Origin of the sequence: Haloplanus aerogenes, from assembly GCF_003856835.1 — an archaeon.
Lineage (GTDB): Archaea > Halobacteriota > Halobacteria > Halobacteriales > Haloferacaceae > Haloplanus > Haloplanus aerogenes.
The window spans coordinates 3,420,199-3,445,126 of record NZ_CP034145.1; the positions used below are offsets into that span (position 1 = coordinate 3,420,199).

At 65.4% G+C, this 24,928-nt stretch carries 30 protein-coding genes; 10 read left to right on the forward strand and 20 right to left on the reverse strand.

Going from position 1 to position 24,928, the window contains the following annotated elements; translation table 11 throughout:
- Window positions 1-14: 14 nt before the first annotated feature.
- The 7 genes from DU502_RS17535 to DU502_RS17565 all read right to left on the reverse strand — a co-directional run bounded on the left by DU502_RS17535 (window position 15) and on the right by DU502_RS17565 (window position 4,418).
- A complete protein-coding gene (locus DU502_RS17535) occupies window positions 15-572 on the reverse strand; it encodes a helix-turn-helix transcriptional regulator (protein ID WP_121921458.1) in 558 nt (185 codons plus the stop codon).
- 120 nt (window positions 573-692) lie between these two features.
- The gene (locus DU502_RS17540; protein ID WP_121921349.1) at window positions 693-2,087 is read right to left on the reverse strand and encodes a permease; all 1,395 of its coding nucleotides are present in this window, start codon (window positions 2,085-2,087) and stop codon (window positions 693-695) included.
- 307 nt (window positions 2,088-2,394) lie between these two features.
- Complete coding sequence (locus tag DU502_RS17545) at window positions 2,395-2,994, reverse strand: cupredoxin domain-containing protein (RefSeq protein WP_121921348.1); 600 nt, start codon at window positions 2,992-2,994, stop codon at window positions 2,395-2,397.
- 7 nt (window positions 2,995-3,001) lie between these two features.
- Window positions 3,002-3,376, reverse strand: a complete 375-nt coding sequence (locus tag DU502_RS17550; RefSeq protein ID WP_121921347.1) for an SHOCT domain-containing protein — start codon at window positions 3,374-3,376, stop codon at window positions 3,002-3,004.
- Window positions 3,377-3,494: 118 nt separating this feature from the next.
- Complete coding sequence (locus DU502_RS17555) at window positions 3,495-3,773, reverse strand: DUF7521 family protein (protein WP_121921346.1); 279 nt, start codon at window positions 3,771-3,773, stop codon at window positions 3,495-3,497.
- A gap of 4 nt (window positions 3,774-3,777) precedes the next feature.
- Entirely contained in the window at window positions 3,778-4,065 is a 288-nt protein-coding gene (locus DU502_RS17560) for a DUF7521 family protein (RefSeq protein ID WP_121921345.1), read from the reverse strand.
- A 2-nt stretch (window positions 4,066-4,067) separates the two neighbouring features.
- On the reverse strand, window positions 4,068-4,418 hold the full coding sequence (locus tag DU502_RS17565; RefSeq protein ID WP_121921344.1) for an ArsR/SmtB family transcription factor: 351 nt from the start codon (window positions 4,416-4,418) through the stop codon (window positions 4,068-4,070).
- Window positions 4,419-4,538: 120 nt separating this feature from the next.
- Here DU502_RS17565 and DU502_RS17570 point away from each other — a divergent pair, with 120 nt between their 5' ends.
- The 5 genes from DU502_RS17570 to DU502_RS17590 all read left to right on the forward strand — a co-directional run bounded on the left by DU502_RS17570 (window position 4,539) and on the right by DU502_RS17590 (window position 9,689).
- On the forward strand, window positions 4,539-5,210 hold the full coding sequence (locus DU502_RS17570) for a cupredoxin domain-containing protein (RefSeq protein ID WP_241966827.1): 672 nt from the start codon (window positions 4,539-4,541) through the stop codon (window positions 5,208-5,210).
- Window positions 5,211-5,344: 134 nt separating this feature from the next.
- Complete coding sequence (locus DU502_RS17575) at window positions 5,345-5,803, forward strand: hypothetical protein (RefSeq protein WP_121921342.1); 459 nt, start codon at window positions 5,345-5,347, stop codon at window positions 5,801-5,803.
- Between the two features lie 397 nt (window positions 5,804-6,200).
- Entirely contained in the window at window positions 6,201-8,240 is a 2,040-nt protein-coding gene (locus DU502_RS17580) for a copper-translocating P-type ATPase (RefSeq protein WP_124897119.1), read from the forward strand.
- 85 nt (window positions 8,241-8,325) lie between these two features.
- Window positions 8,326-8,529 (forward strand): hypothetical protein, encoded by a 204-nt coding sequence (locus DU502_RS17585; protein ID WP_124897117.1) that lies wholly within the window; start codon window positions 8,326-8,328, stop codon window positions 8,527-8,529.
- Between the two features lie 479 nt (window positions 8,530-9,008).
- Entirely contained in the window at window positions 9,009-9,689 is a 681-nt protein-coding gene (locus DU502_RS17590) for a CRISPR-associated protein Cas4 (protein WP_121921341.1), read from the forward strand.
- 52 nt (window positions 9,690-9,741) lie between these two features.
- On the opposite strand, the gene DU502_RS17595 is transcribed toward DU502_RS17590, so the two are convergent.
- Genes DU502_RS17595 through DU502_RS17605 form a run of 3 tightly spaced genes read right to left on the reverse strand, consistent with a single transcriptional unit; the run spans window position 9,742 to window position 11,126 of the window.
- Complete coding sequence (locus tag DU502_RS17595) at window positions 9,742-10,326, reverse strand: L-threonylcarbamoyladenylate synthase (protein ID WP_121921340.1); 585 nt, start codon at window positions 10,324-10,326, stop codon at window positions 9,742-9,744.
- Window positions 10,327-10,839, reverse strand: coding sequence for a redoxin domain-containing protein (locus DU502_RS17600; RefSeq protein ID WP_121921339.1), 513 nt, complete (start codon window positions 10,837-10,839; stop codon window positions 10,327-10,329).
- Window positions 10,839-11,126 carry a glutathione S-transferase N-terminal domain-containing protein gene (locus DU502_RS17605; RefSeq protein ID WP_121921338.1) on the reverse strand — a complete coding sequence of 96 codons (288 nt, stop codon included), beginning with the start codon at window positions 11,124-11,126 and terminating at the stop codon, window positions 10,839-10,841. Before DU502_RS17605 ends, DU502_RS17600 begins: the two co-directional genes overlap by 1 nt.
- Window positions 11,127-11,229: 103 nt before the next feature.
- Between DU502_RS17605 and DU502_RS17610 the strand changes: the two genes are divergently transcribed.
- Window positions 11,230-12,603: a hemolysin family protein gene (locus DU502_RS17610; protein ID WP_121921337.1), complete on the forward strand. Its 1,374-nt coding sequence runs from the start codon at window positions 11,230-11,232 to the stop codon at window positions 12,601-12,603.
- Between the two features lie 7 nt (window positions 12,604-12,610).
- Here the strand turns inward: DU502_RS17610 and DU502_RS17615 are convergent, their stop codons facing one another.
- From DU502_RS17615 to DU502_RS17625, 4 genes are all read right to left on the reverse strand, one after another.
- Window positions 12,611-13,783: an inorganic phosphate transporter gene (locus DU502_RS17615; protein ID WP_121921336.1), complete on the reverse strand. Its 1,173-nt coding sequence runs from the start codon at window positions 13,781-13,783 to the stop codon at window positions 12,611-12,613.
- A 64-nt stretch (window positions 13,784-13,847) separates the two neighbouring features.
- Window positions 13,848-14,003 (reverse strand): DUF7859 family protein, encoded by a 156-nt coding sequence (locus DU502_RS18495; RefSeq protein WP_166033702.1) that lies wholly within the window; start codon window positions 14,001-14,003, stop codon window positions 13,848-13,850.
- 116 nt (window positions 14,004-14,119) lie between these two features.
- The gene (locus DU502_RS17620) at window positions 14,120-15,550 is read right to left on the reverse strand and encodes a SipW-dependent-type signal peptide-containing protein (protein WP_121921335.1); all 1,431 of its coding nucleotides are present in this window, start codon (window positions 15,548-15,550) and stop codon (window positions 14,120-14,122) included.
- A 275-nt stretch (window positions 15,551-15,825) separates the two neighbouring features.
- Window positions 15,826-16,383: a metallophosphoesterase gene (locus DU502_RS17625; protein WP_121921334.1), complete on the reverse strand. Its 558-nt coding sequence runs from the start codon at window positions 16,381-16,383 to the stop codon at window positions 15,826-15,828.
- Between the two features lie 75 nt (window positions 16,384-16,458).
- On the opposite strand from DU502_RS17625, the gene DU502_RS17630 reads away from it, so the two are divergent.
- Complete coding sequence (locus DU502_RS17630) at window positions 16,459-17,400, forward strand: cation diffusion facilitator family transporter (protein ID WP_121921333.1); 942 nt, start codon at window positions 16,459-16,461, stop codon at window positions 17,398-17,400.
- Here DU502_RS17630 and DU502_RS17635 read toward each other — a convergent pair.
- Together DU502_RS17635 and DU502_RS17640 are read right to left on the reverse strand one after the other, a co-directional pair.
- The gene (locus DU502_RS17635; protein WP_121921332.1) at window positions 17,379-18,410 is read right to left on the reverse strand and encodes a threonine aldolase family protein; all 1,032 of its coding nucleotides are present in this window, start codon (window positions 18,408-18,410) and stop codon (window positions 17,379-17,381) included. The two genes, DU502_RS17630 and DU502_RS17635, sit on opposite strands and share 22 nt — an antisense overlap.
- A gap of 42 nt (window positions 18,411-18,452) precedes the next feature.
- Window positions 18,453-18,746 (reverse strand): GYD domain-containing protein, encoded by a 294-nt coding sequence (locus tag DU502_RS17640; RefSeq protein ID WP_121921331.1) that lies wholly within the window; start codon window positions 18,744-18,746, stop codon window positions 18,453-18,455.
- Between the two features lie 110 nt (window positions 18,747-18,856).
- Between DU502_RS17640 and DU502_RS17645 the strand changes: the two genes are divergently transcribed.
- Window positions 18,857-19,945, forward strand: coding sequence for an aminopeptidase (locus tag DU502_RS17645; protein WP_121921330.1), 1,089 nt, complete (start codon window positions 18,857-18,859; stop codon window positions 19,943-19,945).
- A gap of 152 nt (window positions 19,946-20,097) precedes the next feature.
- The gene (locus DU502_RS17650; protein ID WP_121921329.1) at window positions 20,098-21,402 is read left to right on the forward strand and encodes an L-lactate MFS transporter; all 1,305 of its coding nucleotides are present in this window, start codon (window positions 20,098-20,100) and stop codon (window positions 21,400-21,402) included.
- Here the strand turns inward: DU502_RS17650 and DU502_RS17655 are convergent.
- From DU502_RS17655 to lrp, 4 genes are all read right to left on the reverse strand, one after another.
- Window positions 21,399-21,716 (reverse strand): AzlD family protein, encoded by a 318-nt coding sequence (locus tag DU502_RS17655; RefSeq protein ID WP_121921328.1) that lies wholly within the window; start codon window positions 21,714-21,716, stop codon window positions 21,399-21,401. The two genes, DU502_RS17650 and DU502_RS17655, sit on opposite strands and share 4 nt — an antisense overlap.
- Entirely contained in the window at window positions 21,706-22,419 is a 714-nt protein-coding gene (locus DU502_RS17660; protein ID WP_241966825.1) for an AzlC family ABC transporter permease, read from the reverse strand. The genes DU502_RS17655 and DU502_RS17660 overlap by 11 nt, the downstream gene beginning before the upstream one ends.
- A gap of 107 nt (window positions 22,420-22,526) precedes the next feature.
- Window positions 22,527-22,877, reverse strand: coding sequence for an ArsR/SmtB family transcription factor (locus tag DU502_RS17665; RefSeq protein ID WP_121921326.1), 351 nt, complete (start codon window positions 22,875-22,877; stop codon window positions 22,527-22,529).
- A gap of 74 nt (window positions 22,878-22,951) precedes the next feature.
- Window positions 22,952-23,413 (reverse strand): HTH-type transcriptional regulator Lrp, encoded by a 462-nt coding sequence (gene lrp / locus DU502_RS17670; protein WP_121921325.1) that lies wholly within the window; start codon window positions 23,411-23,413, stop codon window positions 22,952-22,954.
- A gap of 126 nt (window positions 23,414-23,539) precedes the next feature.
- Here lrp and glnA point away from each other — a divergent pair, with 126 nt between their 5' ends.
- The gene (gene glnA / locus DU502_RS17675; protein ID WP_121921324.1) at window positions 23,540-24,919 is read left to right on the forward strand and encodes a type I glutamate--ammonia ligase; all 1,380 of its coding nucleotides are present in this window, start codon (window positions 23,540-23,542) and stop codon (window positions 24,917-24,919) included.
- Window positions 24,920-24,928: the final 9 nt, after the last annotated feature.

Here is a 24,928-nt window from a genome sequence, read left to right on the forward strand (position 1 = left end):
TCGTCTGTCCGGCACTACTGCGCCTGGCGTAGCTCGTCGCTCGGATAGACGCGATACGTTCGCCCCTGTCGCTCACGGTACAACAGTCCGCGTTTCTCCAGTTCGCTCACGGTTTGGCTTACCTTGCTCTTCGAGAAATCAGACCGATCCCGGAGTTCGATTTGCGTGATGCCGGGCGATTCGATAACGGGCTCCAGAATGCGGCGTTCGTCGTTCGGTAACAGATCCAGCACCTGCGTTCGGGACTGCGTCTCGGCATCGATACCACCGTTCACCTGGGCGTCGTCACTCGGTGGTTCCGACTCGTCCGGAATCATCGACGCTGGCTCGGTGGAGAAGTCGCGCCGGACGACGAGATAGACGCCGCCGACGGCCGCCGCGACCAGAACCGTCCCGAGCACGTACCAGAGCGGATTTGGTCCGTGAACCATCCCCACCGACGATCCCATCATCGACTCCATCATCTGATCGAGGGCACGCCGTCGCCGATAGGCTTGCCAGCTAAGCGTCCCACCGATGGACAGGATGGCGAGAAGCACGATGCCGACGACGATATCGGCACGTCGTCTCATCCACACCACCTCGTCTGGTCGCGCCATTCGGACATACGCGGTCGTACAGCGCCGTCCCCGGTAGTAGTTGTGATTAGTTTGGGCAAGATCGATGGCGTGTCTATCACGGGGCGCGTTCGTTCAGTGATGGTCGTGTTCGCCCTCCATCTCCCCCGCCGAGCCTTCCCGTGCGAATTTCGAGGGGTTGCTTTCGAACGCCCGCTTACAGGTCTTCGAACAGAAGTAGTAGGACTCTCCTTCGTGGACGGCGCTCGGCCCGCTATCGTCCGTCCGCATCCCACAGACGGGATCACGATACTGGCCGGGGGCACCGAGACCACGCCGATAGACGTAGAGGAGAAAGCCCGAGAGCGCGAACGCGACAATATTGAGGTAGAACGTGTAGTTGCGTTCGAAGAACGTCTGTTCGGTCGCCGTCTGCCCGCCAGCGAGGTTCGGAACGATGCCCAGCGCGTCGAACAGCTCCTCCATGAGAAAGCCCGTGAAGGCCATCGTCACGAAGAAGACGCCGAGGATGTACAGCATCACCTTCCAGCCGTAGTACTTCCGATAGACGTTCAGCACGGGAATCGTGATCAGGTCGGCGTACACGAAGGCAATGACGCCCGCGAAACTGATGCCACCACCCCAGAGGGCAACAGCGAACGGGACGTTGCCCATGCTCCCGACGAAGCTGATCACCGCGATGGCGACGCCCATGATCGCGTTCTCGGCGCTCACGAGGATCCCGTCACCCTGGAGGAAGAGCGCGTTCCAGACCCACCGCGGGACGAACACGATGACGAATCCCGAGATCAGAAAGCCTGCGACGACGTCCTTCCAGATCATGGACCACTCCTTTCGGTACTGGTTGCCGACCTTGTACCACCCGCCCCACGAGCGGAGTTCGTCACGCCATCCACCGCGACTGGCCATCTCCTGCTGGTAGGTTTCCAGACACCCTTTCGAACAGAACGTCAGCGTCTCACCCTCGTCGGTCGTGAGCGAGTACTCGTCTGTGCCCGCCATCCCGCAGGTGGGATCCTCGGTGATCCCGTGCTCCTGATCGCGTCGGTTCAGTTCTTGCCGAACCTCGTCGAAGAGGGTCTCGGGAAGGGTCAGCCGGACGAGTAGCGCCATCACAGCGATGAGGACGACGCCTCCGAGGAGTTCGGCGACCAGAAACTCCCAGCCGAGGAGGATGAGAATCATCAGCCCAAGTTCGACGATGAGGTTCGTCGAGGCGAACATGAACGCGAGGACGTTCACGGCGTGGGCGCCTTTCTTGAACAACCCCTTCCCGATGGCGACGGCGCCGAAGCTACAGCCGCTACTCGCGGCACCGAACAGTGTCGCCTTCGTGAGCCCACTCAGATCACCAGTGCCGAGTACCTGGGCCATCCGCTCTTTGGAGACGTAGACTTGTACGAGGCTCGTAACGACGAGCCCCATGATAATTGCCCACGCCGCCGTCCAGAGAAAGCCGACGCCGATGCGGAGCGACTGGAGGACGCCGTCGACCGGGACCACTTGCATGGACGAAGTATCGGCGGCCGCTATTTTGCCGTTTTCTCCTCGGATTCCGTTGTCGAGTAACATCCAAATCCTCGGCGAGAGCGGCACGGAGAAGCGTCACCCCGTGACGATGATCACGCGGAGACTTCGATTCCAAAGAATCGGGTGTCGAGACCCGCACTTTTCAAGACGAAACCTGGATAAGTTAGCGTATAGCAGAGGTCACCTCGTCGATCAGTTGCCTGTGTGGGGACTGCCACTGACTGGACTGGCGTTCGTCCGGTAGTTCTGGGACGGCATCACGATGCGATTCGGCTGGCGGACGCGCTCAGCGGACGCCGAGGACACCAACGCGTTCCATGTACGGGTGGCCGTATCCACAGTACGTGAGACAACTGAGCGTGTAGTCACCCCGTTGTGTCGCGGTGAGGCGAGCCGTCGTGGGCGATGTCGCGTCGGCTGGGAGCGGAATCGGGTGGAGCATCATCCCCCCCATGCCGCCACCCATATGCTGTCCGGACGGCATGACGGCGAGGCTGTGATCCGGATACTGCTCGTTCGCGTGCTCCAGCGCCTCGTGGAAGTCGTCACCGGGTGGCGATGGCATACGCTCCTCGTTTCGCTCTTCCAGCGCTTCGTGGTCCGGTACTGCTCCCCGAACCGCCGAGGGGAGTGTTTCTAACGCTGCCTCGGCGCTCGTGTTGAACGCGACGACGTCGACCACACTCCCCGGGTCGAACACCACACGCTCCCGTTCGGTTCCCGACTCGTCGAGAACGACGAACCCCCAGTGGTAGGCACCGACGTAGAGCGTGGCGTCGGCGTTCGACCGCCGTCCTCCCGGGAAGTTCGGAGCGGTACAACCGGCCAGCGACGTGAGGGCACCGCCCGCGGCCAGCAGAAACTCGCGACGACGGAGGGTGGTCATCGGTAGATCACTCGTCGGACTGGAGTTTCGAGCGTCGCTGCTCGAACTCCTCGTCCGAAAGGTCACCTCGGGCGTAGGCCAACCGGAGCTCTTCCATCGCCGTGTCGCTTCCCTCGTGTTCGCTGAGGAGACGCCGAACGAGGACGTATCCCCCACCGAGGAGGACGAGCAGGACGATCAACTGGACGACGACGCCGACCAGCCCGTACATGCTGCCACCGCCACCGTAGGGGCCACCCATCATGCCGCCGTACCCACCCATCCCGCCGTACATGCCCATCCCCATTCCGCCGAGGATCATCATGAGCAGGGGCCACAGGACGAGGACAGCGAGAACGACGAGTACGATGGTCGTCAGATCACGCTGGTCGAGGGTCGCCACCGTCAATCCCCCCTGCCGACGGCACCGTCTCGTGTTCGGACCGGATAGGACATACAACACTGAATTCGTTCAGAGAGAGTATAGTGTTTGTGCCGACATGTATCGTCTCGTGTGACGTCTAGCGACGGAGCGAAACGAGCAGCACCAGAAAGCCGAGACCGATTGCAGCCGACTCGACGATGTGTACGACCGCGAGGTCGAGGCCGATGAACTCGAACAGCACGCCTTCGATGAAGACGCCGAAGGTGACGATTCCGAAGCCAATCGCGGCGTCCCGCATGTAGTACGTTCCAGTCCGCCGGTACGCGTCGAGACTGTAGTAGGTGATCAGGCTGCCCAGTACCAGCACGAGGACACGGACGAGGAGCAACACCACCTCCGTCGTCGTTTCTGCCATCCGATTAGCCCTGCAGTTCCCGGGATTCGCGGCCATACAGGGCGTAGAGGATGGTGAACATCCCGACGGCGACGATGGCCGTCGCGATCGTGGCTGCGTTCTCCAGCGTGAGGCCGACGACATCGAACAGGACGCCCTCGATGACGGCACCGAAGCTGACGAAGCCGAACCCGACGGACAGATAGAGCATCGACCGACGGTGACTGCGACGATAGCCTCGATAGGCCTGATACGCGATCAGGAAGCCGAGGATCATCGTGACGAGCTTGGCGATGATGAGTCCGATGTGCATGGCTATTCGTTTCTCATGGTTTCCCAGAGTTGCGCGAAACGGTCGGCGGCGTCTTCGCGGAATTCGACGCGAACGTCGAAGCCCGTTTCGAGAAGCTGTATGTGGACGCGGTCGAGTTTGGCCTCGTATTCGCTGTAGTGGTGACCGTCCGGGTCGATGTGTGTCCGTTCGACGAGCAGATCGTGTTCCAGTAGCGTGTTGACGCGACGAGACACCGTCGCCCTCGACATGTCGCACTCCTCGCTAAGCTCTTTGCCCGAGAGCTGTTCGCGGCGAGTCGCCTCGAGGATCGCCCGAGCGTAGTCGTCCTCGAGGATAACGAAGATGTCTGGCGTGTCTCGCTCCTCATTCACGCGTCACGATTCGTCGAAAGAGTATATAAAGTAACGGCGATTTGCCGACCCAGCAAATCCGCGTATCGGTCTATACGCCACGACTGCGTACGTCTACCTGTGAGGTGACCGACGATGGCAATGGACCGACTGACGCGACGGCGAACGGTGCAAGCAACCATCGGGCTGGCAGTCGCCGGGTTCGCGGGCTGTACGGGTGCGCCGGCATCCGATGACGCGGCGACCGACGCCCCGACCGCCGAACACGGTGAGGCCGAATCGAGCCACGGGGACGACGGAGGCCACGAGACAGAGGAAGGCCACGACGAGACCACGAGTAGCGACGGTCACCACCACGGTGGGGACGAAGTCGGCTCCCCGACCGAGACGGCAGAAGTGAACATGATCACGAACGACGCCGGGCACCACTTCGACCCCCACGTCGTTCGAATCGCCGTCGGCGGAACGGTGACGTTCGTCAACGAGAGCGGAAGCCACACCGCGACCGCGTACCACCCGGGGAACGATCAGCCGCAACTCGTCCCCGACGGGTCGGACGCCTGGGGTAGCGGGCTGCTCACGAGTCAGGGCGCGACGTTCCAGCACACCTTCGACACCGAAGGCATCTACCACTACTACTGTGCGCCCCACGAGAGTCTCGGCATGATCGGGAGCGTCGTCGTCGGTGACCCGGACCCCCACGAGGCGATGGCGATGCGAGAACCACCGGCCGCCAAGTCCGAAGCAGTTCACGAGAAACTCCGTGAACTGAATACGACCATCGAAACCGCACTCGGCGACGACCACGACTGATCCAACGAGCGTGTCGACAGCGGACGATCCGACGGCCCCATGGTCCGTCGTGTGTCGGCATGCGCGAGCGTTAGACCGCCAGTTGGAGACGATGAGCGAAATCTAGTTGCAACTCGGCGTGTACAGTACGACTGATGGTGCGAGCCCAGTCTCCGTCACACGTCCGGCTGTTCGGCCGGGATCGAACCAAAACCCGGTGGTTCGTGACGAGCGCCGTCGCCCTCTGTGGGCTCACACTGGGCCTCGCCGCCGCCGGGGACGCGTTGCTTTCGGTATGGCCACGACTGTACGCTCACCTCGTGATCGAATCGGTCGCCATACTCGTCTTCGCCTGTACCTTCCTCATAGCGACGGCGAACGGCTACCTGAACGACGGGGTCGTGACGAGCGTCGTCGTGACCGCTGCCCCGCTCGTCGGACTGTTTCTCTATCTCGCCGTCGACACGCTCCTGTTCGGGGCCACCGTTCTCACAGAGGTGACCCTCGACTCGCTGGTCTCGCTGGGAGGCGCTGTAGGCGCCATCGGTCTCGCCAGTTACCTGCTGGGGATGCTGCTGTCGTTTCGACGACCGCCGACGATTACGTCGCTGTAGGCCGACGATAGTACCGAAAGACTGGGCGCCGCTCGTCCGATGTGTGCCTCTCGGACGTCGAGCTCCTTGTCAATCATCGAACAAAATAATGAGAGACGGCACCAATACCCAAGGGATGAACGAGCAGTCCGGTTTCACCCCACCCGACGAATCGTCGCCGACACGTCGCCCGGCACGACACGCGACGGGACCCGTTCGGTGTTGTCGCCTCTGCCAACTAGAAGCGGACGACGAGGCGAGAGTGGCAGTCCGCTCGGCCGCGCCGGAACACGGGCACAGTCACGCCGGGACCGACCACGCTCGTCCCGGTGCGGCCGAGCATCCCTCCGGTCACGAGCAGGGTGCGCCCGGAGACGGCGATCACGGTGCCCACACGGATCACACCGGTCACGAGCAGCTGTTCCGGCGTCGATTCTGGGTATCGCTCGCGCTCTCCATCCCCGTCGTCGTCTTCAGCGAGTTCGTTCAGAACGTCTTGGGGTACTCTGCGCCGGCCGTCCCCGGAAGTGTCTGGATCCCACCCGTCCTCTCCGTGGTCGTCTTCGTCTACGGCGGCGTCCCGTTTCTCTCGATGGCCCGGACGGAACTGAAAAACCGGGAGCCGGGGATGATGATGCTCATCTCGCTGGCGATCACCGTCGCGTTCACCTACTCCATCGCCAGCCTGTTTCTCGAGGGAACGACCCCGTTTTTCTGGGAACTCGTCACGCTGATCGACGTCATGTTGCTGGGTCACTGGATGGAGATGCGATCGGTTCGACAGGCCTCCGGGGCACTGGACGAACTGGCCAAACTCATGCCCGACACGGCCGAGCGCGTCACCGAGAGTGGGGACACGGAGATGGTGCCCGTGTCCGACCTCTCCGAAGGCGACGTCGTGTTGATTCGTCCCGGCGCATCCGTTCCGGCCGACGGCGAAGTCGTCGAGGGTGAGTCCTCGGTCGACGAATCGATGATCACCGGCGAGTCCCGACCCGTGGACACGGAACCCGGCTCGGAAGTCGTCGCTGGCACGGTCAATCAGGACGGCAGTCTGCGGGTTCGCGTGACGAAGACCGGTGACGAGACGGCCCTCGCAGGCATCATGCGCCTCGTCGAGGAGGCACAGACGTCGAAGTCCCGAACGCAACTGCTCGCCGACCGTGCCGCGGGCTGGCTGTTCTACGTCGCCCTCGCGGTCGCGGGCATCACGGCCGTCGCGTGGGGAGTCACGGAGGGGTTCGACGTGGCCGTTCTCGAACGCGTCGTGACGGTGCTGGTCATCGCCTGCCCCCACGCGCTCGGCCTCGCCGTCCCGCTGGTCGTCGCCATCAACACGTCCACGGCCGCGAAAAACGGGATGCTCGTTCGCGACCGGATCGCCATGGAAGAGGCCCGGAAACTGGATACGGTGATGTTCGACAAGACCGGGACGCTCACGAAAGGCGAACAGGGCGTCGTCGGCGTCGAAACGGCCGAGGGCTGGGACGACGAACGGGCGTTCAGCGTCGCCACGGCAATCGAAGCCGACTCCGAACACATGATCGCACGGGCGATTCACAACGCCGCCGACGAGCGAGGAATCGATCACGCTCGTGCGACGGGGTTCGAAAATCTCCGTGGGCTCGGTGTTCGAGCGTCGGTAGATGGAGAGCGCTACCACGTCGGCGGGCCGAATCTACTGGACAGATTCGACGTGGAGCGTCCCGACGCTATCGCGACGTTCGCGACCGAATCGGGAGCCAACGCCCAGACGGTCGTCTACCTCGTCCGCGACGAATCGGCTGTCGTCGCGGCGTTCGCTCTGGCGGACGTCGTCCGCGAAGAGAGCCGAGAGACGGTTCGGGTGCTGCACGCGATGGGGATCGAAGTGGCGATGCTCACGGGCGACTCAGAAGACGTCGCCGCCGCCGTGTCGGAGGAACTCGGCATCGATCAGTACTTCGCCGAAGTGCTACCCGAAGAGAAAGATACGAAAGTCGAACAGCTCCAGCAGGAGGGGAAACTGGTCGCGATGGTCGGCGACGGCGTCAACGACGCGCCGGCCCTGGCGCGGGCCGACGTCGGTATCGCCATCGGGAGCGGGACGGACGTGGCCATCGAATCGGGCGACATCATCCTCGTCGAGAACGATCCACTGGGCGTCGTTCGACTCATCACGCTCTCGAAGGCGAGCTACCGGAAGATGCAGGAGAACCTCGTCTGGGCGACGGGCTACAACGTGTTCGCCCTCCCGCTCGCGGCGGGAGTGCTCGCTCCCGTCGGTATCCTGCTGTCGCCTGCTGTCGGGGCCGTCTTCATGTCGCTGTCGACGATCATCGTCGCCATCAACGCTCGCCGCCTGCACAACGTCGATCTCTCGGTGCGGAGTGACCACCGACGCGGGTCCGAGAAATCCCACGACTATCCGAACAACGACGCTCACAGACCCACCGAGAGCGACGCTCCCGACCAGTAATCTCCGTATTCAACGTTACGGCCAAGACGAAAATAACACGATAAATGACAGTAAATACGGCCGTTCCCGTACCCAGCGACCGGCTATGAAGGGAAGAACGCGCGCTTCGCTCATCGGCATGACGCTCGGTGTGATCATCGTCACCGGACTGGGGCTAGCCGTCGGCATCGAACTGTTCCCGTCGTTGTCCCTGTCGCTAATCGGGCTAACGTTCGGCGGCTGGTTGGCCGAACGTCGCTACGAGAACGGCCAGTCTGGCAACGTTCGAGACGACGCGCAGTCGGTCTGATACGGGTTATTGTAAGTCATTACCGGGGGTTCGCCGGACCGTCTTTGCGAACCACCGGTACACAGTTACAATAATCCGTACGAGAAGCCACCGCGACCGTTTTCTACGGCGTGTCGACCGGTCCGTCGAGTGCCGCCGCTCGGCGTCGTCGAATCGGTCGGAGCAAACCAGGTCAATCGAGCTGTGCTACCGGCATCGACACTGTCGATTGAATCCACGCACCGTGGTTCTCGCGGTCGTAGATGATACACTCGCCGTTCCCAGTGGTCAATTCGGCGTATCTGCGCCGGTCGTCTGCGGTCAGTTCGTGCCCGGTCTCGTCCTTGACGTTCGAATTCATAGCTGTTGGGCGATGGCGACGCCACCCCCTGTTCCTCCGGTCCGAGATGTGGGGTGGGGACGCTTAAACGCTCCCTCCAAATTATCAGCAGAAATAGGAGGTCGGCGAAACGGGCCGACGCCCCCGCGATTCAAGCCGGATGGCGCGGCCACCGGTGTCCGTGCTCACCTTCGCCGAACTCGCGCGAGCGACCTACTGTCCCCGGCAGTATTACTACGCCAAGCGGGAGGGAATCGAGGACCCGCCACCGGCGGCCCGCGCCCGCCGCAATCTGGCGTTTCGCTATCCCGAACTCCGCAAGGCGAGCGACGCGGCCCTCACAGCGGAGCCGATCGAGTGCCCGCCGGCGGCGTACCGCGCGGCGCTCGACCGCCTCGCCGAGCGCGACGACTGGGCGGCACTGACCGATCCGTCCGACCGGGAGCGGACGCTGACGGGGCGGGAGTGTCGCGGCGTCGCGCACAAGATTCTCCCGGGCGAGCCGCCGACGCCGACGTTCGTCTCGCCGGGCCGACCGCCGGAGCGGGGCGTGTGGCGACCCCAGCGGGTTCGGGTGGTGGCGATGGCGAAGGCGCTGGCGTGGGAGCGCGAGCAGGAGATTCCGGCGGCGCTCGTCGAGTATCCGGCTCATGGCATCGTCCGCCGAGTCGATCTGACGACGCGCAACCGGGCCGCCTACCGGCGGACAGTGCGGACGATCAGCGGGATCGACGGGCCGCCAGCACGGATCGACGACGAGGCGAAATGCGAGGCCTGCGACTACCGCGAGCAATGTGGCGTCCGGACACGGTCGCTCAGGTCACTGCTCGGCCTGTCGTAGTGTTTGAACTTGCCACTACGTTGACATTCTCCCCGCCCTGAAGAGCGGGGTTTTAGCCTTGCAACTTCGATAACCACGCCTCGATCTCGTCGGCCATCGCGCCGCGGCGGTGGATCACGCCTCGGCCGGGGTCGACGACGGTGCTCTCGGTGCCGGGCGTCTCGCCGCCGTCGACGACGACGGCGACGCCCTCACGGATCCGGTCGTCGAGATCCGTGACGCGGGTGACGCTCGGTGAGCCGGAGCGGTTGGCGCTGGTGGCGGTCAGGGGCGGCGTCCGTTCCAGCAGTTCGAGTGCCGTCTCGTGGTCGGGAACCCGGACGCCGACCCGGTCGCGGCCGGCGGTGAGGGCGTCGGGCAGGGACGGACGGCGTTCGACGATGACGGTCACGGGGCCGGGGAGGAAACGGCGCATGAACCGTTCCTCCCGCTCCGTTGGTCGGGTGTAGTCGAGGGCGGCGTCGACGGAGGGGACGCCGAGCGAGAGGGGGTTGTCCCGCGGCCGTCCCTTCAGGTCGAACACCTGCTCTACGGCGTCGGCGTCGGTGGCGTCGGCGCCGAGGCCGTACACCGTCTCGGTCGGGTAGACGACGGCCAGACCGTCGCGGACGGCCGCCGCAGCGTCGGCGACGCTCATTCAGTCGACGAGCGCCCGAATCTCGGCTTCGAGGTCGTCGTAGGGCGGGAAGTCGGGCCACTCCTCGGCCACCCACGCGTACTGGACGGTGCGATCCTCGTCGATCAGGAAGGTGGCGGGCCGAGCTTCCGAGATACCGGCCATTCCGTCGAGGTCGTTGACGACGCCGTACTGCTCGGCGACGCCGTTCGCGGGGTCGGAAAAGAGGTCGTAGTTCATGCCGCGCTCCTCGATGAGTCGCTTGTGGGCGTAGGGGGTGGAGATGGAGACGCCGACGACGGTGAGCAGGTCGTCGAGCGCGCGGTCCCGGAGTTCGTTCCAGATGTACGTCGCAGGGAAGGCGCCGTCCATGGGGTAGAAGACGAGACAGACGGGGCCGTCGTCGGTCAGGTCGGAGAGGGACGCGTCCGCCCAGTACTCGTCGTTGACGAGGGGCCGGGTGAAGTCGGGCGCGCGGTCACCCTCGTCCACGTGGTCGGTCGCGGGCAGGTCGACGACCTCGAAATCGACCATCAGTCGTCACCCCCCTCGGCGTCGACGAGGCCGCCGCCGTAGGTCGATTCGAGATACTCGACGACGTTGGCCGATTCGGACATCGTGACGCCGGTGCGTTCGTCGACGATGGCGGGGACGGGCCGCGAGCCGGCGACCCGCTTGACGACGTTGCGCTCGGAGTGCATCGGCTCGACGAACCGCGAGGTGTAGTCGAGCCCGAGATCCTGCAGCGTTCGGACGACGCGTTCGCAGTACGGACACGCCTGCAACCGATACAGGGTGATCGGCGGGTCGCTGTTAGACATATAACGCCGTAGGGTAGGCCGTGGCCTAAGCCCTTCGCTCGGGTGATACGGGACTTGTGAGGGCAACGCTTAATTCAGGCCCGTGATAAGGGTCACTACTTCCATGGGTTTGTCGCCGACAGCGAGCGCCGCAGGCGTCGGTAGCTTGGCGCAACTCTCCGAATTCGTGCCACTAACGGACACGACCGTCACTATCGCCGGATCGCTGGCGATCCTGGTGTTGATCGCGCTGTCGGCGTTTTTCTCCTCCTCCGAGATCGCGATGTTCTCGCTGGCTCGCCACCGGGTCGAGTCGCTCGTCGAGGAGGGCGTCCCCGGGGCTGCGGTGGTCCAGGAGCTGAAGTCCGACCCACACCGGCTCCTGATCACGATCCTCGTCGGCAACAACATCGTCAACATCGCGATGTCCTCCATCGCCACCGGACTCTTCGCCATCTACCTCTCGCAGGGGCAGGCCGTCCTCGCGGCGACGTTCGGGATCACGACGCTCGTCCTCCTGTTCGGGGAGAGCGCGCCCAAGTCCTACGCGGTCGAGAACACGGAGTCGTGGGCGCTTCGGATCGCGAGCCCGCTCAAATACTCCGAACTCGCCTTGCTCCCGCTGGTCGTGGTCTTCGACTACCTGACCCGCATCGTCAACCGCGTGACCGGTGGGCGCTCGGCCATCGAGACGACGTACGTCACCCGCGACGAAATCCAGAACATGATCCAGACCGGGGAGCGCGAGGGCGTGATCGAGGAGGAGGAACGCGAGATGTTCCAGCGCATCTTCCGGTTCAACCGCACCATCGCCAAGGAGGTGATGACGCCACGACTGGACATGACGGCGGTGCCGAAAGACGCCACCCTCGACGAGGCCATCGAGACCTGCGTCCAGAGCGATCACGAGCGCATCCCCGTCTACGAGGGGAATCTGGACAACATCATCGGCATCGTCACCCTCCGGGACCTCATCCGCGAGAAGGACTACGGCGAGGGACAGAGCGACCTGACGGACGTGGTCCAGCCCACCCTCCACGTTCCCGAGTCGAAGAACGTCGACGAACTGTTGGAGGAGATTCAGGACAACCGGATGCGGATGGTGATCGTCATCGACGAGTTCGGGACGACGGAGGGCCTGATCACGCTGGAGGACATGGTCGAGGAGATCGTCGGCGACATCCTCGAAGGCGACGAGGAGGAGCCGTTCGAGTTCGTCGAGGACGACGTGGTGATCGTCCGCGGCGAGGTCAACATCGACGAGGTGAACGAGACGCTCGATCTCGACCTGCCGGAGGGCGAGGAGTTCGAGACGCTCGCGGGCTTCATCTTCAACCGCGCCGGCCGCCTCGTCGAGGAGGGAGAGACGATCGAGTACGACAGCATCACCATCCGGATCGAGCAGGTGGACAACACCCGGATCATGAAGGCCCGAATCACGATCCACGAGGACGCGGACGAGGAGGAGTCCCCGGACGAGGCGGAAGCCGAGGGCTGATCACCGATCACGCCACCACGGCGTCGATAACCGTAAACGCCCCGTAGCCGAGCGTGAGCGCGAGGAGCAACGAGCCGAGCCACGCGAGGACGGTGTAGAGCATTTTCTGCCGGCTGACGCCACTCCCGCCTGCCGCGTAGCCGGAGCCGATGATCGCCGAGACGACGATCTCGTTGAACGAGACGGGGATGCCGAAGGCGACGGCGGCCTGCGCGATGGCGAAGGAGGGGATGAGCGCCGCGATGGAGCGTCGCGGGCCAAGCGAGGAGTAGTCCTGTGCGAGCGCCTTGATCATGCGTGGCGCGCCGGTCCAGGAGCCGAGCAAGAGGCCGAATCCGCCGCCTGCGAGCACCGCCGGGAGCGGGATAGCGAAGTCGTCGAGCAGTGGCACCAGCGGTCCGATGGCCAGTCCCACCTGACTCCCGCCGGCGGAGAAGGCGACGAGGCCGCCGAGTGCGAGGAGGAAGCGACGCTGAGTCGCCTCGGGGTCGGTCACGAGGCCGCGATAGAGGACGGCGGCGACGAGGAGGGCGCAACCGAGCGTGACGGCACTCGCGCCGGCCGGGAGATCGGCGGCGAGCGTGCCCGCGATAGAGCCCTGTTCGCCAGCGGGACCGAGCGCGGCGAACTCGATGGTGGCGACGAGGGCACCGACGAGGCCGCCGAGGACGGCGATGGCGTACCGTTCGGGCACGGATGGGGAGCGGAGCAATCGTGCGGTGGCGTAGGCGACGCCGCCGCCGACGAAGGGCGTCAGGACCCACAGCGTCGCGATCTGACGGTACTTCGCCCACGCGGGGTCGCCGCCGAGAGCGAGGCCGACGCCGACGACGGCGCCGGTGACGGTGAAGGCGGTGGCGATGGGGTAGCCGGTGAAGACGCCGATAGCGACGAGGATCGCGGCGGTGAGGAGGCCGACGATGGCCGCGGTGGCGGTGAGCGACACGCCGCCGATCAGTTGCGTGCCGACCGCCTCGGTGACGTTCGCACCCTGTAACACCGCGCCGGCGAAACCGAGGAGGCCGACGACGAACCCGGCCCGCATCACGGAGATGGCGTTCGCACCGACGGCGGCGGCAAAGGGCGTCGATCCCGAGGAGCCGGCACCGATGGCCCACGCCATGAAGAGGCTGGCGAGGGCGGCGACGGCGAACGTCAGCAGTGTTCCGGTGGCAACCATCGAGTTGTGTCCGTCTGTGTGAAGGGGGTATTAAGCGGTACCGGCCGAGCGCCGAGGAGGGGGATTAGCGATACCCCTCGTCGTACCCCTCACGGAGCGAGAGGAGCGTCCGACGGACGAGCAGGTAGCCGAAGAAGACGAGCAACAGCATGAGCGCCACCAGCGCGAGGAAGATGGGATCCTCGAGGAGCGAGGAGAGCTGGAGAACGGTCGCCTGCATGATGGGGACGTGGTTCGGGGCGCACAAAGCCGTTTCGGGGGCGGAAAGGTACCGCGGATCGGGGCCCCGTCAGTCCGGGTGGCGGGGTATCCGGACCGCCGCGGCCGGAGATCCGTTCAGTCGAATTCGAGCTTGTGGACCTCCGTGTACCCGTCCGGACACGGCTCGCTCTCGGTCTGGTCCGAGTCGGTCGCCGTACTCGTCGTCGCCGGATTGTCGCTCTCGTCGCCGAAGACGCCGTCCTCGTCCGCGCCGGTCACGGCCGTCCCCAAACTCGTCGCGGGATCGAAGGTGTACGTCGTGAACTTCGGCCCCATCGGATCCGTCGACGAGCCGTATTTCATCACCAGGGCGTCGATGGGTTCGTCGGTGCTCCACCTGACGGCCGTCGGGTCGCCGTCGTCGTCAAAGTCGATTTCCTCCTCGACGGTTATGGTCGCGTCCGTGACGTCGCTGTCCGAGGCCACGCAGGCCGCGAGGAAGCTGATCGCGCCGTCTCCGTCCACCCCATCGCCGGGTTCGCCGCCGGGTTCGCCACCGGGTTCGCCAGTGGGTTCGTCGTTCATCCCACTGCCGTCGTTGTGGCGGCACTGTTCGGCGTAGAGGCTGAGGTCGAAGGTCGCGCTGTCGGTCTGAATCTCGTTGCCGTGGTCGACGGGCACCCACCACGCGAACACGATGGAGTGTTCCGTCTCCGCGGAGAAGCAGTTCCGCGCGTCGGCCGCACCACCGCCCTCCTCCGCGGGGATGTCACCGTTGAGTGCCGTCCCGAGGCTCCCGCCGTTCAGCATCCCGAGGACTTCGCCAATCGAGCCAACGGCGAGGGGAGTCTCGTCGTTGTTCTGGAAGTTGTTGCCATCGTCGACCCAGACGGCCGCCCGCACGGCGTCGAGGAGTTCGACGCCCGGCCCCTCGTCGGGGTCGTCGGCCTCCGGTTCGGTCACGCCGTTCTCGCTCGCGCTCCGGAGCGAGCCGTTCAGCCAGACGAATCCGGGGTTGTCACAGAGGATGAAGTCGAACGTGACCTCACCGAAGTCGCCCGGCTTCACGTCGTCGAGGTCGATGACGGGGCGATCCTCCTCATCGGCCTGCGAATTCGCCTCGCCGTCGATACAGTCGAGGGTGCCGTCGTTGAAGGACTGATACTCCGTGTTCTCGAGGAACTGCTCCGCCACCGCCGTGTCTGGCGTGCCGTCGTCGTCGTCGTCGGAGACGGCGATGAGCCACGCTGCGTTGGCGGGGAGTCCCACCTCGTCCGGTTCGAGGTCACCCGGGCCACCCGTCGTCCCGGCGGGACCGTCCCACATCCGGACGTTCGGTACGCCCTCGTCTTCTGGGACTCCGTTCGCGTTCGGCATCCAGTCGGAGTAGTGGGCCGAATAGCCGACGCCCATGTCGAGGGTGCCGGCCACGAGCGCGTTGTTCTCGAACGTTTCCTGATCACTGAAGAACGCGCTCGTCCCGAGGCCCGCCCCGGCGGAGGCAATCCCCACCGTCCCGAGTGCCGCGAGCGCCTTCCGACGAGAGAGTTCGAAATCTTTTGTCATTTGTTATCACTCTGAACAGATACGTGCACCTCCATCTGGTTAGTAAATTGTCGTCTACTTCGAATAACGTGTCGTTAAACCACCGTATGCTAAGGATACGTGCCGGAAGACACCGGTAGCTACAATGCCGCTTTGAGCCTACGGTGTTTATAATATCGTCACGGCTGTACGTCGATCTGCGTGGTCCCCCGACCTCGCTTCGGCCCTCCACTTTTCGCCCCGTTCGGGCGGTGTGTCGCACGCCACCGAGCCGAGTATCCTCACTGCAGTCCGCGTCACTCCGACGCCGGCACCCGAATCCGACCGATAACGTCGCCCTCGGGCGACCGCAGAACGCCGACGAGTCCCGACGCCACGCCGTCGGGCACCTCGGCCGGCGCCGCGTCGCTCCCCGCCGGCCAGAGTTCGGCGTGGGCCGCGCGGTTCCCCCGCGGGTCGGCGTGGCTCCCCGGGTTGAGAAGCGTCGGCCCCGCTTCCGGCGTGTCGACCGTCGGGCGGTGGGTGTGCCCCGAGACGACGAGGTCGGCGCCGCGCTGCCGGCCGAACAGCGAGAGCGCCGTCGCCCCGCCGCGTTCGGTGTGGGTGATGGCGATTCGGACGCCGGCGTAGGTCGTCGTCGCGGCGGGTGGCAAGCGCTCCTGCACGGCGACTGTGTCGGCGTTGCCGTGGACGGCGACGAGGCGGTCGGTCCGGTCGCGGAACGCGTCGAGGACTGCGGCCGTGGTGAAGTCGCCAGCGTGGATCACGAGGTCCGCGGCGTCGACGGCGTCGCGAGTCCGGCCGGTCAGGCGGGGGTCGTCGGTGCCGTGTGTGTCGGAGCAAACGACGAGCATAGGGAGGGATAACCCCCCACCGGCAACTCGATTTCGGTCGGAAGGTTGAATCGGGGGCCCGCCGACGAGACGCACATGGCTGGCAGCAAGTCGGTCGTCCTAGCCGCACTCGTCGCGAACGGGGCTATCGCCGTCCTGAAGTTCATGGCCTTTCTGCTCACCGGGAGTCCCTCCATGCTCTCGGAGACGTACCACTCCATCTCCGACACTGGCAACCAGGTGTTCCTACTGATCGGCATCCGGTACAGCGGGAAGAAACCGAGTCGGGGGCACCCCTTCGGTTACGGGAAGGCACAGTTCTTCTACAGTTTCCTGGTGTCAGTCCTCCTGTTCGGTATCGCGGGCTGGGAGAGCCTGAAACACGGCTACGACGCCATCATCCACGGCCACTCGGCGGCACCGGGGATGGTGACGCTCGCGGGCGTCACCTTCGACGCCGTCTACGTGAGCGTGGCCGTCCTCCTCGGCGCCATCGCGTTCGAGACGTACGCGTTCGTGAAGGCCCACGCCGAACTCCGGCGGCAGATGGAGGAGTACGGCTGGTCGAACCTCGTCGAGGCGTTCCGAGAGACCAGTGACGTGACGACGCTCACCGCGTTCACCGAGGACGCCATCGCCCTCGGCGGCGCCAGCGTCGCTCTCGTGGGCATCGTCCTCACGCGAGTGACCGGCAATCACATCTACGACGCCGTCTCCGCCGCGTTCATCGGCGTCATGCTGATGGGCTTCGCGCTGGCGCTAGCGTGGGAGAACAAACGCCTCCTGCTGGGAGAGAGCGCACCGAAGGGGCTGGAGTCGGACTTCGAGTCCATCATCCGCGATCACCCGGGCGTGACCCACGTCGACCGCTTCCGGACGATGTTCGTCGGTCCGTCCGCCATCCTCGTGGCCGCCGACGTGAGCTTCGATCCCGAACTCGACACCGAAGACATCGACGCCGACATCAGTCGAATCGAGGAGAAACTGCGGGGGCGCGACGACCGGGTGCGTTTCGTCTACGTCGAACCCGAGCTGTAGACGGCGGCTTCGATCCGCTCTAGCGCCCGATCCACGTCTTCCCGGCCCACGTCGAGGTGCGTACAGAACCGGACCGTCGCGTCGCCGACGGGGACCGCGCCCACGTCGCGGTCGGTGCAGGCATCGACGAATCCCGCGGCGTCGCGGTCGGTCCCGCTCACGTCGGCGACGACGATGTTCGTCTCCGGCGTGGGCGCCGAGACGCCGTCGAGGGCGTCGAGTCCGGCGGCGAGCCGCTCCGCGTTCTCGTGGTCGACTGCGAGGCGGTCGCGGTTTTTCAGCGCGAGGAGGCCGGGTGCGGCGATAATCCCCGCCTGTCGCATCCCGCCGCCGTGGAGTTTGCGCATCCGGCGGGCCTCGGCGACGAACTTCTCGCTGCCGGCGAGCATCGACCCGACCGGCGCGCCCAGTCCCTTCGAGAGACAGAAGAGGACGGAGTCGACGGGGGCGACCATCTCCGCGGGGTCGGCATCGAGGGCGACGCAGGCGTTGAACAGGCGCGCGCCGTCGAGATGGACGGGCACGCCGTGGTCGTGTGCGGCGTCAGCGGCCGCCCGAATCCGATCGACCGGGACGGCGACGCCCCCGCGAGCGTTGTGCGTGTTCTCCAGACAGAGGAGGCCGGTGCCGGGGCGGTGGAGGTCGGCGGCATGGCAGGTGGCGTGAATCTGCTCGGGCGTCGGGACGCCACGCTCGGCGTCGACGGTACGGGTCTGGAGGCTGGCGTGGCGGGCGAGACCGCCCACCTCCCATCGGACGACGTGGGCCTCGCGGTCGACGATCGCCTCGGTCCCGGCATCGGCGTGGACGCGCGCCGCGATCTGGTTCCCCATCGTCCCCGTCGGGACGAACAGCGCGGCCTCACAGCCGACGAGTTCGGCCGCACGGCGTTCGAGATCGTTCACCGTCGGGTCGTCGCCGTACACGTCGTCACCCACATCGGCGTCGCGGGCGGCGTCACGCATCGCGTCGGAGGGGCGGGTAACAGTGTCGGATCGGAGGTCGATCATGGTCGGGGTCCGAGCGGCGGCGGGAAAAAGAGACGGGGTGGTTCAGGGCAGGCCGTCGATCAACTCGCGGTACTCGTCTTCCGGGAACGCCCGCAACGTCTCGGTCCTGACCGCGCCCGCGCCGGAGATGGTGATGCCGGCCTGCGTCGCCGTCTCCGCGTCGGGCATCTCCATGATCACGACGGCGTCGTACTGCCCCATCGTGAGGTAGAACTCCCGAAGTTCTCCGCCCATCGACTCGACCACATTCCGCGCGGCGTCGAGTCGGTCGGGACTTTCGTCCATGTGCTGTACGCCCTCCCCCGTGTAGTTCACGAGACTGATGAACGTCGGCATGGGGTATCGGCCGCTCGTTTCGGCGACCGTATGTCATTCGTTCGCACAGGATAAAAATGTGATACCTCTGACTCCGAAAGGCTTTGCCGGCGGCGACGGAAGGCGAATCCATGGACCCGCGCATTCGTACACACGCGGAGATTATCGTCGATCACTCGACGCGCATCGAATCGGGCGACAACGTCGTCATCAGCATGCCGGCAGTCGCGGAGGATCTCGCGGTCGCTCTCCACGAGGTGATCGGTGATCGGGGCGCCAGTCCCGTCTACCTGAACAACTCCGAGCGGGCAGCGCGGGCGTATCTCCGCGCGAGCGACGACGACGCCTTCGAGACGCCGAGCCACCAGCTCGCCCTGTTCGAGGAGGCGGACGCCTTCGTCATCGCCCGCGGCGGCGAGAACGTCTCCGAGCAAAGCGACGTGACCCCCGAGACCAACGCCGCCTACCGGCGGGCGATGCGCCCCGTCCTCGACGAACGACTGGGCAAGCGCTGGTGTCTCACGCAGTATCCCTCCTCCGGCCACGCCCAGCTCGCGGCGATGAGCACCGAAGCTTACGAGAACTTCGTCTGGGACGCCGTCACGCTCGACTGGGACGAACAGCGCGAACACCAGGCGCAGATGGTGGAGATTCTGGACGGTGCCGACGAGGTGCGGATCAAGAGCGGCGACGACACCGACGTGACGATGTCCGTCGCGGGAAACCCCACGCTGAACGACTACGGCGAGCACAACCTGCCCGGCGGCGAGGTGTTCACCGCGCCGGTCAAGGAGTCGGTCGAGGGCTACGTTCACTTCGATATGCCGCTGTACCGGAAGGGCAAGGAGATCGAGGGCGCCCGCCTCCGGTTCGAGGACGGCAAGGTCGTCGGCCACAGCGCCGATCGGAACGAGGACGTGCTGACGGGCATTCTGGAGACCGACGAGGGTGCGCGCTATCTCGGCGAACTCGGCATCGGGATGAATCGCTCCATCGACCAGTTCACGTACAACATGCTGTTCGACGAGAAGATGGGCGATACGGTCCACATGGCGGTCGGCAACGCCTACGCCGACACGGTCGGTGAGGAAAACGAGCGCAACGAGAGCGCCGAACACGTCGACATGATCGTCGACATGTCCGAGGACTCCGTGATCGAGGTGGACGGCGAGGTCGTTCAGCGCAACGGGACCTTCGTGTTCGAAGACGGGTTCGAATAGCGGTTTTTTGCTCCAGCTTTTTGCCGCGAGCGACCGGGGGAGCGAGCGGCGGGAGCGAGCGGGAAAAAGGTGGAAGTAGGACGGGTTCGAGTAATCTACGATATCGGCAGTCGCCACACTGTTTTTTCCCCGCGTCGGTCGATGCGGCACGTATGTCCCCCACGACCACGAAAAATCGGTGGCTCATCGCCGCGTCGGCGATGCTGATCCACCTCTCTATCGGCTCGGTGTACGCGTACAGCGTCTACCAGCGCCCACTTCAGGCGTCTCAGGGGTGGAGCATCGGCGACGTGACGCTCGGATTCACCGTCGCCATCTTCACGCTGGGGATGTCGACGGCGCTCTTGGGACGGTACGTGGAGCGCTACGGACCGCGGGTGTCGGGGACCGCCGCGGCCGTCGCGTTCGCCGGCGGAACGATCCTCGCCGGCGTCGCCGTCGAGGCCGGCAGCCACGTGGGGTTCGTGCTGACCTACGGCATCCTCGCCGGCGTCGGTCTCGGGCTAGGCTACATCAGCCCCATCTCGACACTGGTGAAGTGGTTCCCCGACCGACGGGGGCTGGCGACGGGGCTAGCGGTGATGGGCTTCGGCGCCGGCGCGCTGGTGACCGGACCGATCGCGAACTACCTGATTCAGTCGACGAGCATCCCGACGACGTTCTACGTCCTCGGCGTCGGCTACTTCGTGGCGATGGCGGCCGGGGCGGCGTATCTGGAGAAGCCACCGGAGGGGTGGGTGCCCGCGGGCATCGACCCGGACGCGGTGGTCGAGACGGACAGTCACGGCGTGGTCGTCGCCACCGACCTGGAACAGCGAACGGCGAGCGAGGCGATCCGGACGCCGCAGTTCTATCTCGTCTGGCTGATCATCTTCATCAACGTCTCCGCGGGAATCATGCTCCTGTCGGTGGCGTCGAACATGACGCAGGCGATCACGGGGGCGAGCGCTGGCGTCGCGGCCACCGTGGTGGGGTTGATCGGCCTGTTCAACGGCACGGGGCGTATCGTCTGGTCCAGCCTGTCGGACTACCTCGGTCGTACCACCACCTACGCCGCCTTCTTCGGCATCCAGATCGTTGCCTTCCTCGCGCTCCCGCGGATCACGGCCGTCCCGCTGTTCGCGGGCGTGTTGTTCCTCGTGATCACGTGCTACGGCGGCGGCTTCGCCTGCCTCCCGGCGTATCTCGCTGACCTGTTCGGCACGCAGGAACTGGGCGCGATCCACGGCTACACGCTCACGGCGTGGTCCATGGCGGGCGTCGCGGGGCCGACGCTGGTGGCCCGCATCGTCGAACTGACCGGGAGCTACGAACTCGCGTTCTACGTCGTCGCGGGCGCGCTGTGTGTGGGGCTTGGCTGTGTCGGGGTGCTCCGCTGGCGGATGGGCGTGATCCGGCAGGCACAGCTCCGCGGGACGCCTCACGGGGTGGAGCTCTCGGGCCCTGACTCGCGCTAGAGCACGCCTCGAAAGAGCAGGATCGCGCCAACGCCGAAAAGGAGCGCCACGAGGACGCGGCCGGTCCGACGAGCGGCGATCACCACGACCCCGGCCGCGAGCCACGTCGGCGGGTCGGCGGTGACGACGGCCGGCGCGAGGATGGAGACGACGACGGCGCCGGGCAGGGCGTCGAGTGCGCGTTCGGCTCGGTCGGGGAGGTCGACACGACCGAGCACCCAGAGGCCGCCGGCCTTCGTCAGGTAGGTGGCGACGGCCATGGCGAGGACGACGCCGACGGTGAGCGGCGCGAGGGCGAGTGGATCACGCGTCACGCCGGATCACCACCGTCAGCGCCCCCGCGAGTGCGCCACAGAGGACGTACCACCGACCGGGGAGAAGCGCCTCGGTCAGGACAGCGACGACTGCGGCGGTTCCCCAGGGGACGGCCGTCGACGGGCCCTCCCAGAGGTCGACCGCGATAGTGAGGAACACGGCAGTAAGTGCGAAATCGAGGCCGTAGCGCGCCGGGTCGCCGACGACGCCCCCGGCCGTCGCACCGACGACTGTCGCGGCCACCCAGAACGACCAGATGGCGAGGCCCGAACCGAGGAGGAATGCTCCTTGCCGACTTCCCGAACGGAGTTCTCCCATCGTCAGCGCCCAGTTCTCGTCGGCGGTGAAGAAGACGCTCGCGTACGCCTGTCGGGGTGAGAGGCGACGAAACCACGGTCTGAGCGCGGCCCCCATCAGCACGTACCGGAGGTTCACGACGAGTACCGTGCCGACGACAGTCGCGACGGGCACGGGGTCGGCCCACAGTTCCACGGCGATCAACTGGGCGGCACCGGCGAGCACCGTCGCGCTCATCAACGTCGCTTCCGCCACGCTGAGACCGGCCTCGCGGGCGAGGACGCCAAAGACGACACCGTAGCCGGCGACGCCAAGTGCGACGGGGACACAGCGGAGATAGCCGTCACGGAGACCCGTCCAGCCGAACTGCACGTCGGGGGCGTCGTCGGTGGGGGCGGCTGTCACGGAGTGACACCTCTCTGTGGGAAGCCGAACGACATCGGTGAATGGACGGATGGGGTTGACGCCGGTAAAGTCTCGGAGAAGCGCGTTTCTCCCAGCGCAGCGAGAGGTCAGTCGTCGCGGAGGTGGTCGTCCGCCGAGAGCGTCCTGACGGCCGACCGGCCGGCAGTCGTCGGCACGTACCCGTCGTCACGGTCGGCGACGAACCGCCCCCGCAGTTGGCGCAGGTGGTAGTTGAACTGTCCCTTGTCCGCAACCGAGGTGGCCGCGCGAAGCGACGTGTAATCGAGGGGACCGTCCGCCCGGACGAGCGCGAACAGGATTTCGAGGCGAGCGGGGTGCGAGAGCGTCGAGAGCGTCTCGGCGAGGGGGTCGACGGGAGGAGACGTGGACGGCGACGGCCGCCCGGTCAGCGCGTCGGTTGCCGGCGCGTCACCCCACGTCCAGTCGGGAATCGCCATGCCGTACGCTGGGGTTCGCGGCGAAAAAATAGTTCTGGAGGTCGACCCGGGTGCTCACGGGGCGACAGTGACTCTCACTCGTCGTCGATGTCGAGGTCGAACTGCTTGTTCTCGACGACGGCGTTGAGGACGACGCTCGTGTTGGACTCGCGGATGTCGGCGTCGGTCAGGAGCGTCTTGATCTGCTCGTTCATGCCGTCGGTATCGACGAACTTCCCGATGGCGATCACGTCGTAGTCGCCGGTGACCTCGTAGACGCTGACCATCTGTTTCTGCTCCTGCAGGCGGTCGGTGATGTCGGGCAGGGCGCTCCCCTCCACCTTCAGTTGGAGAATAGCCGTCACGTCGTAGCCGAGCGCGCCGTAGTTGACGCGTGGCGTGTACCCCTCGATGACGCCCTCCTCCTCCAGATCGCGCAGGTGGTTGGAGACGGTGGTGACGGAGACGTCGAGCTCTTCGGCGAGGCTGCGCAGGCTCGCTCGACCGTCACCGAGGAGTGCGTTGATCAGCTTGGCGTCGAGATTTTCGTACGTCATGGCAGTTACACACGGCCCGGGGGGTATAGAAGTTTACGAATATCCAATTCCGTTCGACGGTGAGAGGAAATTGCAGACAACAAAAAGGGCTTAATACTAGGAGTATAGATTTACCCTGTCCAGAACATGACGGACGAAAACACGGCTACTGACGGCGGTTTGACGGCCACAGAACAGGACGTAATCGACGAGATCGACGAGAAGAACGTCGATTTCCTCCGGCTGCAGTTCACCGACATTCTCGGGACGGTCAAGAACGTCTCGGTGCCGGCGACGCAGGCCGAGAAAGCGTTCACGGAAGGCATCTACTTCGACGGGTCCTCCATCGACGGCTTCGTCCGGATTCAGGAGTCCGACATGCGCCTCGACCCCGACCCGGAGACGTTCGCGGTCCTCCCGTGGCGGAACGGCGACTCGGACGGCGGCGCGGCCGCTCGACTCATCTGTGACGTGATCGACACCTCGACCGGCGAGCCGTTCTCGGGCGACCCGCGTGGCGTCCTCAAGGACGCCATCGCCCGCGCCGAGGAGATGGGCTACAACGTGAACATGGCCCCCGAACCGGAGTTCTTCCTGTTCGAGGAGGACGAAGAGGGCCGCGCGACGACGAAGACGAACGACGCCGGCGGCTACTTCGACCTCGCGCCCAAGGACCTCGCGTCCGACGTACGCCGTGACATCATCTACGGCCTCGAGAGCATGGGCTTCGACATCGAAGCCTCGCACCACGAGGTGGCCGAGGGTCAGCACGAGATCAACTTCACGTACGACGACGCCCTGTCGACGGCCGACAACGTCGCGACCTTCCGCTCGGTCGTCCGGGCCATCGCGGCCGAACACGACCTGCACGCGACGTTCATGCCCAAGCCCATCGCCCGGATCAACGGCTCGGGGATGCATACCCACATCTCGCTGTTCACCGAGGACGGCGAGAACGCCTTCCACGACGACGACGACGAGTTCAACCTGAGCGACACGGCCAAGAGCTTCCTCGCAGGCGTCCTCGAACACGCCCCCGCGATCACGGCCATCGCCAACCCGACGGTCAACAGCTACAAGCGGCTGGTGCCGGGCTACGAGGCTCCCGTCTACGTCGCCTGGTCCGACCGCAACCGCTCGGCGCTCATCCGCAAACCGGCCGCACGCGTCCCGGCGGCCTCGCGGATCGAACTCCGTTCGCCCGACCCGTCGTGTAACCCCTACCTCGCCTTCGCGGCCATGATCCACGCCGGTCTCGAGGGTATCGAAGAAGAGATGGAAAGCGACGACCCGGTTCGTGAGAACATCTACGAGTTCGACGAGGCCAAGCGTGAGGAGTACGGAATCACGACGCTCCCGTCCAACCTCGGTGAAGCCGTCGAAGCCTTCGAGAACGACGAGACGATCAAGAGTGCGATGGGCGAACACGTCGCCGAGAAGTTCGTCGAGGCCAAGTCCCAGGAGTTCGGCGAGTACATCGTCGAAGTCTCCGACTGGGAGATCGACCGCTACCTCGAGAAGTTCTAACGACCGAGT

Bases quoted from the DNA above. Each gene is read 5' to 3' on its own strand.
- DU502_RS17635 (WP_121921332.1), bottom strand. From the start codon at position 18,410: ATGATCGACCTCCGATCCGACACTGTTACCCGCCCCTCCGACGCGATG.
- DU502_RS17600 (WP_121921339.1), bottom strand. From the start codon at position 10,839: ATGGTCGATTTCGAGGTCGTCGACCTGCCCGCGACCGACCACGTGGAC.
- DU502_RS17540 (WP_121921349.1), bottom strand. From the start codon at position 2,087: ATGCAAGTGGTCCCGGTCGACGGCGTCCTCCAGTCGCTCCGCATCGGC.
- DU502_RS17620 (WP_121921335.1), bottom strand. From the start codon at position 15,550: ATGACAAAAGATTTCGAACTCTCTCGTCGGAAGGCGCTCGCGGCACTC.
- DU502_RS17585 (WP_124897117.1), top strand. From the start codon at position 8,326: ATGAAGGGAAGAACGCGCGCTTCGCTCATCGGCATGACGCTCGGTGTG.
- DU502_RS18495 (WP_166033702.1), bottom strand. From the start codon at position 14,003: ATGCAGGCGACCGTTCTCCAGCTCTCCTCGCTCCTCGAGGATCCCATC.
- DU502_RS17640 (WP_121921331.1), bottom strand. From the start codon at position 18,746: ATGCCGACGTTCATCAGTCTCGTGAACTACACGGGGGAGGGCGTACAG.
- DU502_RS17605 (WP_121921338.1), bottom strand. From the start codon at position 11,126: ATGTCTAACAGCGACCCGCCGATCACCCTGTATCGGTTGCAGGCGTGT.
- DU502_RS17665 (WP_121921326.1), bottom strand. From the start codon at position 22,877: ATGGCGATTCCCGACTGGACGTGGGGTGACGCGCCGGCAACCGACGCG.
- lrp (WP_121921325.1), bottom strand. From the start codon at position 23,413: ATGACGTACGAAAATCTCGACGCCAAGCTGATCAACGCACTCCTCGGT.
- DU502_RS17610 (WP_121921337.1), top strand. From the start codon at position 11,230: ATGGGTTTGTCGCCGACAGCGAGCGCCGCAGGCGTCGGTAGCTTGGCG.
- DU502_RS17570 (WP_241966827.1), top strand. From the start codon at position 4,539: ATGGACCGACTGACGCGACGGCGAACGGTGCAAGCAACCATCGGGCTG.
- DU502_RS17590 (WP_121921341.1), top strand. From the start codon at position 9,009: ATGGCGCGGCCACCGGTGTCCGTGCTCACCTTCGCCGAACTCGCGCGA.
- DU502_RS17560 (WP_121921345.1), bottom strand. From the start codon at position 4,065: ATGCACATCGGACTCATCATCGCCAAGCTCGTCACGATGATCCTCGGC.
- DU502_RS17630 (WP_121921333.1), top strand. From the start codon at position 16,459: ATGGCTGGCAGCAAGTCGGTCGTCCTAGCCGCACTCGTCGCGAACGGG.
- DU502_RS17575 (WP_121921342.1), top strand. From the start codon at position 5,345: ATGGTGCGAGCCCAGTCTCCGTCACACGTCCGGCTGTTCGGCCGGGAT.
- DU502_RS17595 (WP_121921340.1), bottom strand. From the start codon at position 10,326: ATGAGCGTCGCCGACGCTGCGGCGGCCGTCCGCGACGGTCTGGCCGTC.
- glnA (WP_121921324.1), top strand. From the start codon at position 23,540: ATGACGGACGAAAACACGGCTACTGACGGCGGTTTGACGGCCACAGAA.
- DU502_RS17545 (WP_121921348.1), bottom strand. From the start codon at position 2,994: ATGACCACCCTCCGTCGTCGCGAGTTTCTGCTGGCCGCGGGCGGTGCC.
- DU502_RS17555 (WP_121921346.1), bottom strand. From the start codon at position 3,773: ATGGCAGAAACGACGACGGAGGTGGTGTTGCTCCTCGTCCGTGTCCTC.
- DU502_RS17615 (WP_121921336.1), bottom strand. From the start codon at position 13,783: ATGGTTGCCACCGGAACACTGCTGACGTTCGCCGTCGCCGCCCTCGCC.
- DU502_RS17645 (WP_121921330.1), top strand. From the start codon at position 18,857: ATGGACCCGCGCATTCGTACACACGCGGAGATTATCGTCGATCACTCG.
- DU502_RS17650 (WP_121921329.1), top strand. From the start codon at position 20,098: ATGTCCCCCACGACCACGAAAAATCGGTGGCTCATCGCCGCGTCGGCG.
- DU502_RS17625 (WP_121921334.1), bottom strand. From the start codon at position 16,383: ATGCTCGTCGTTTGCTCCGACACACACGGCACCGACGACCCCCGCCTG.
- DU502_RS17535 (WP_121921458.1), bottom strand. From the start codon at position 572: ATGAGACGACGTGCCGATATCGTCGTCGGCATCGTGCTTCTCGCCATC.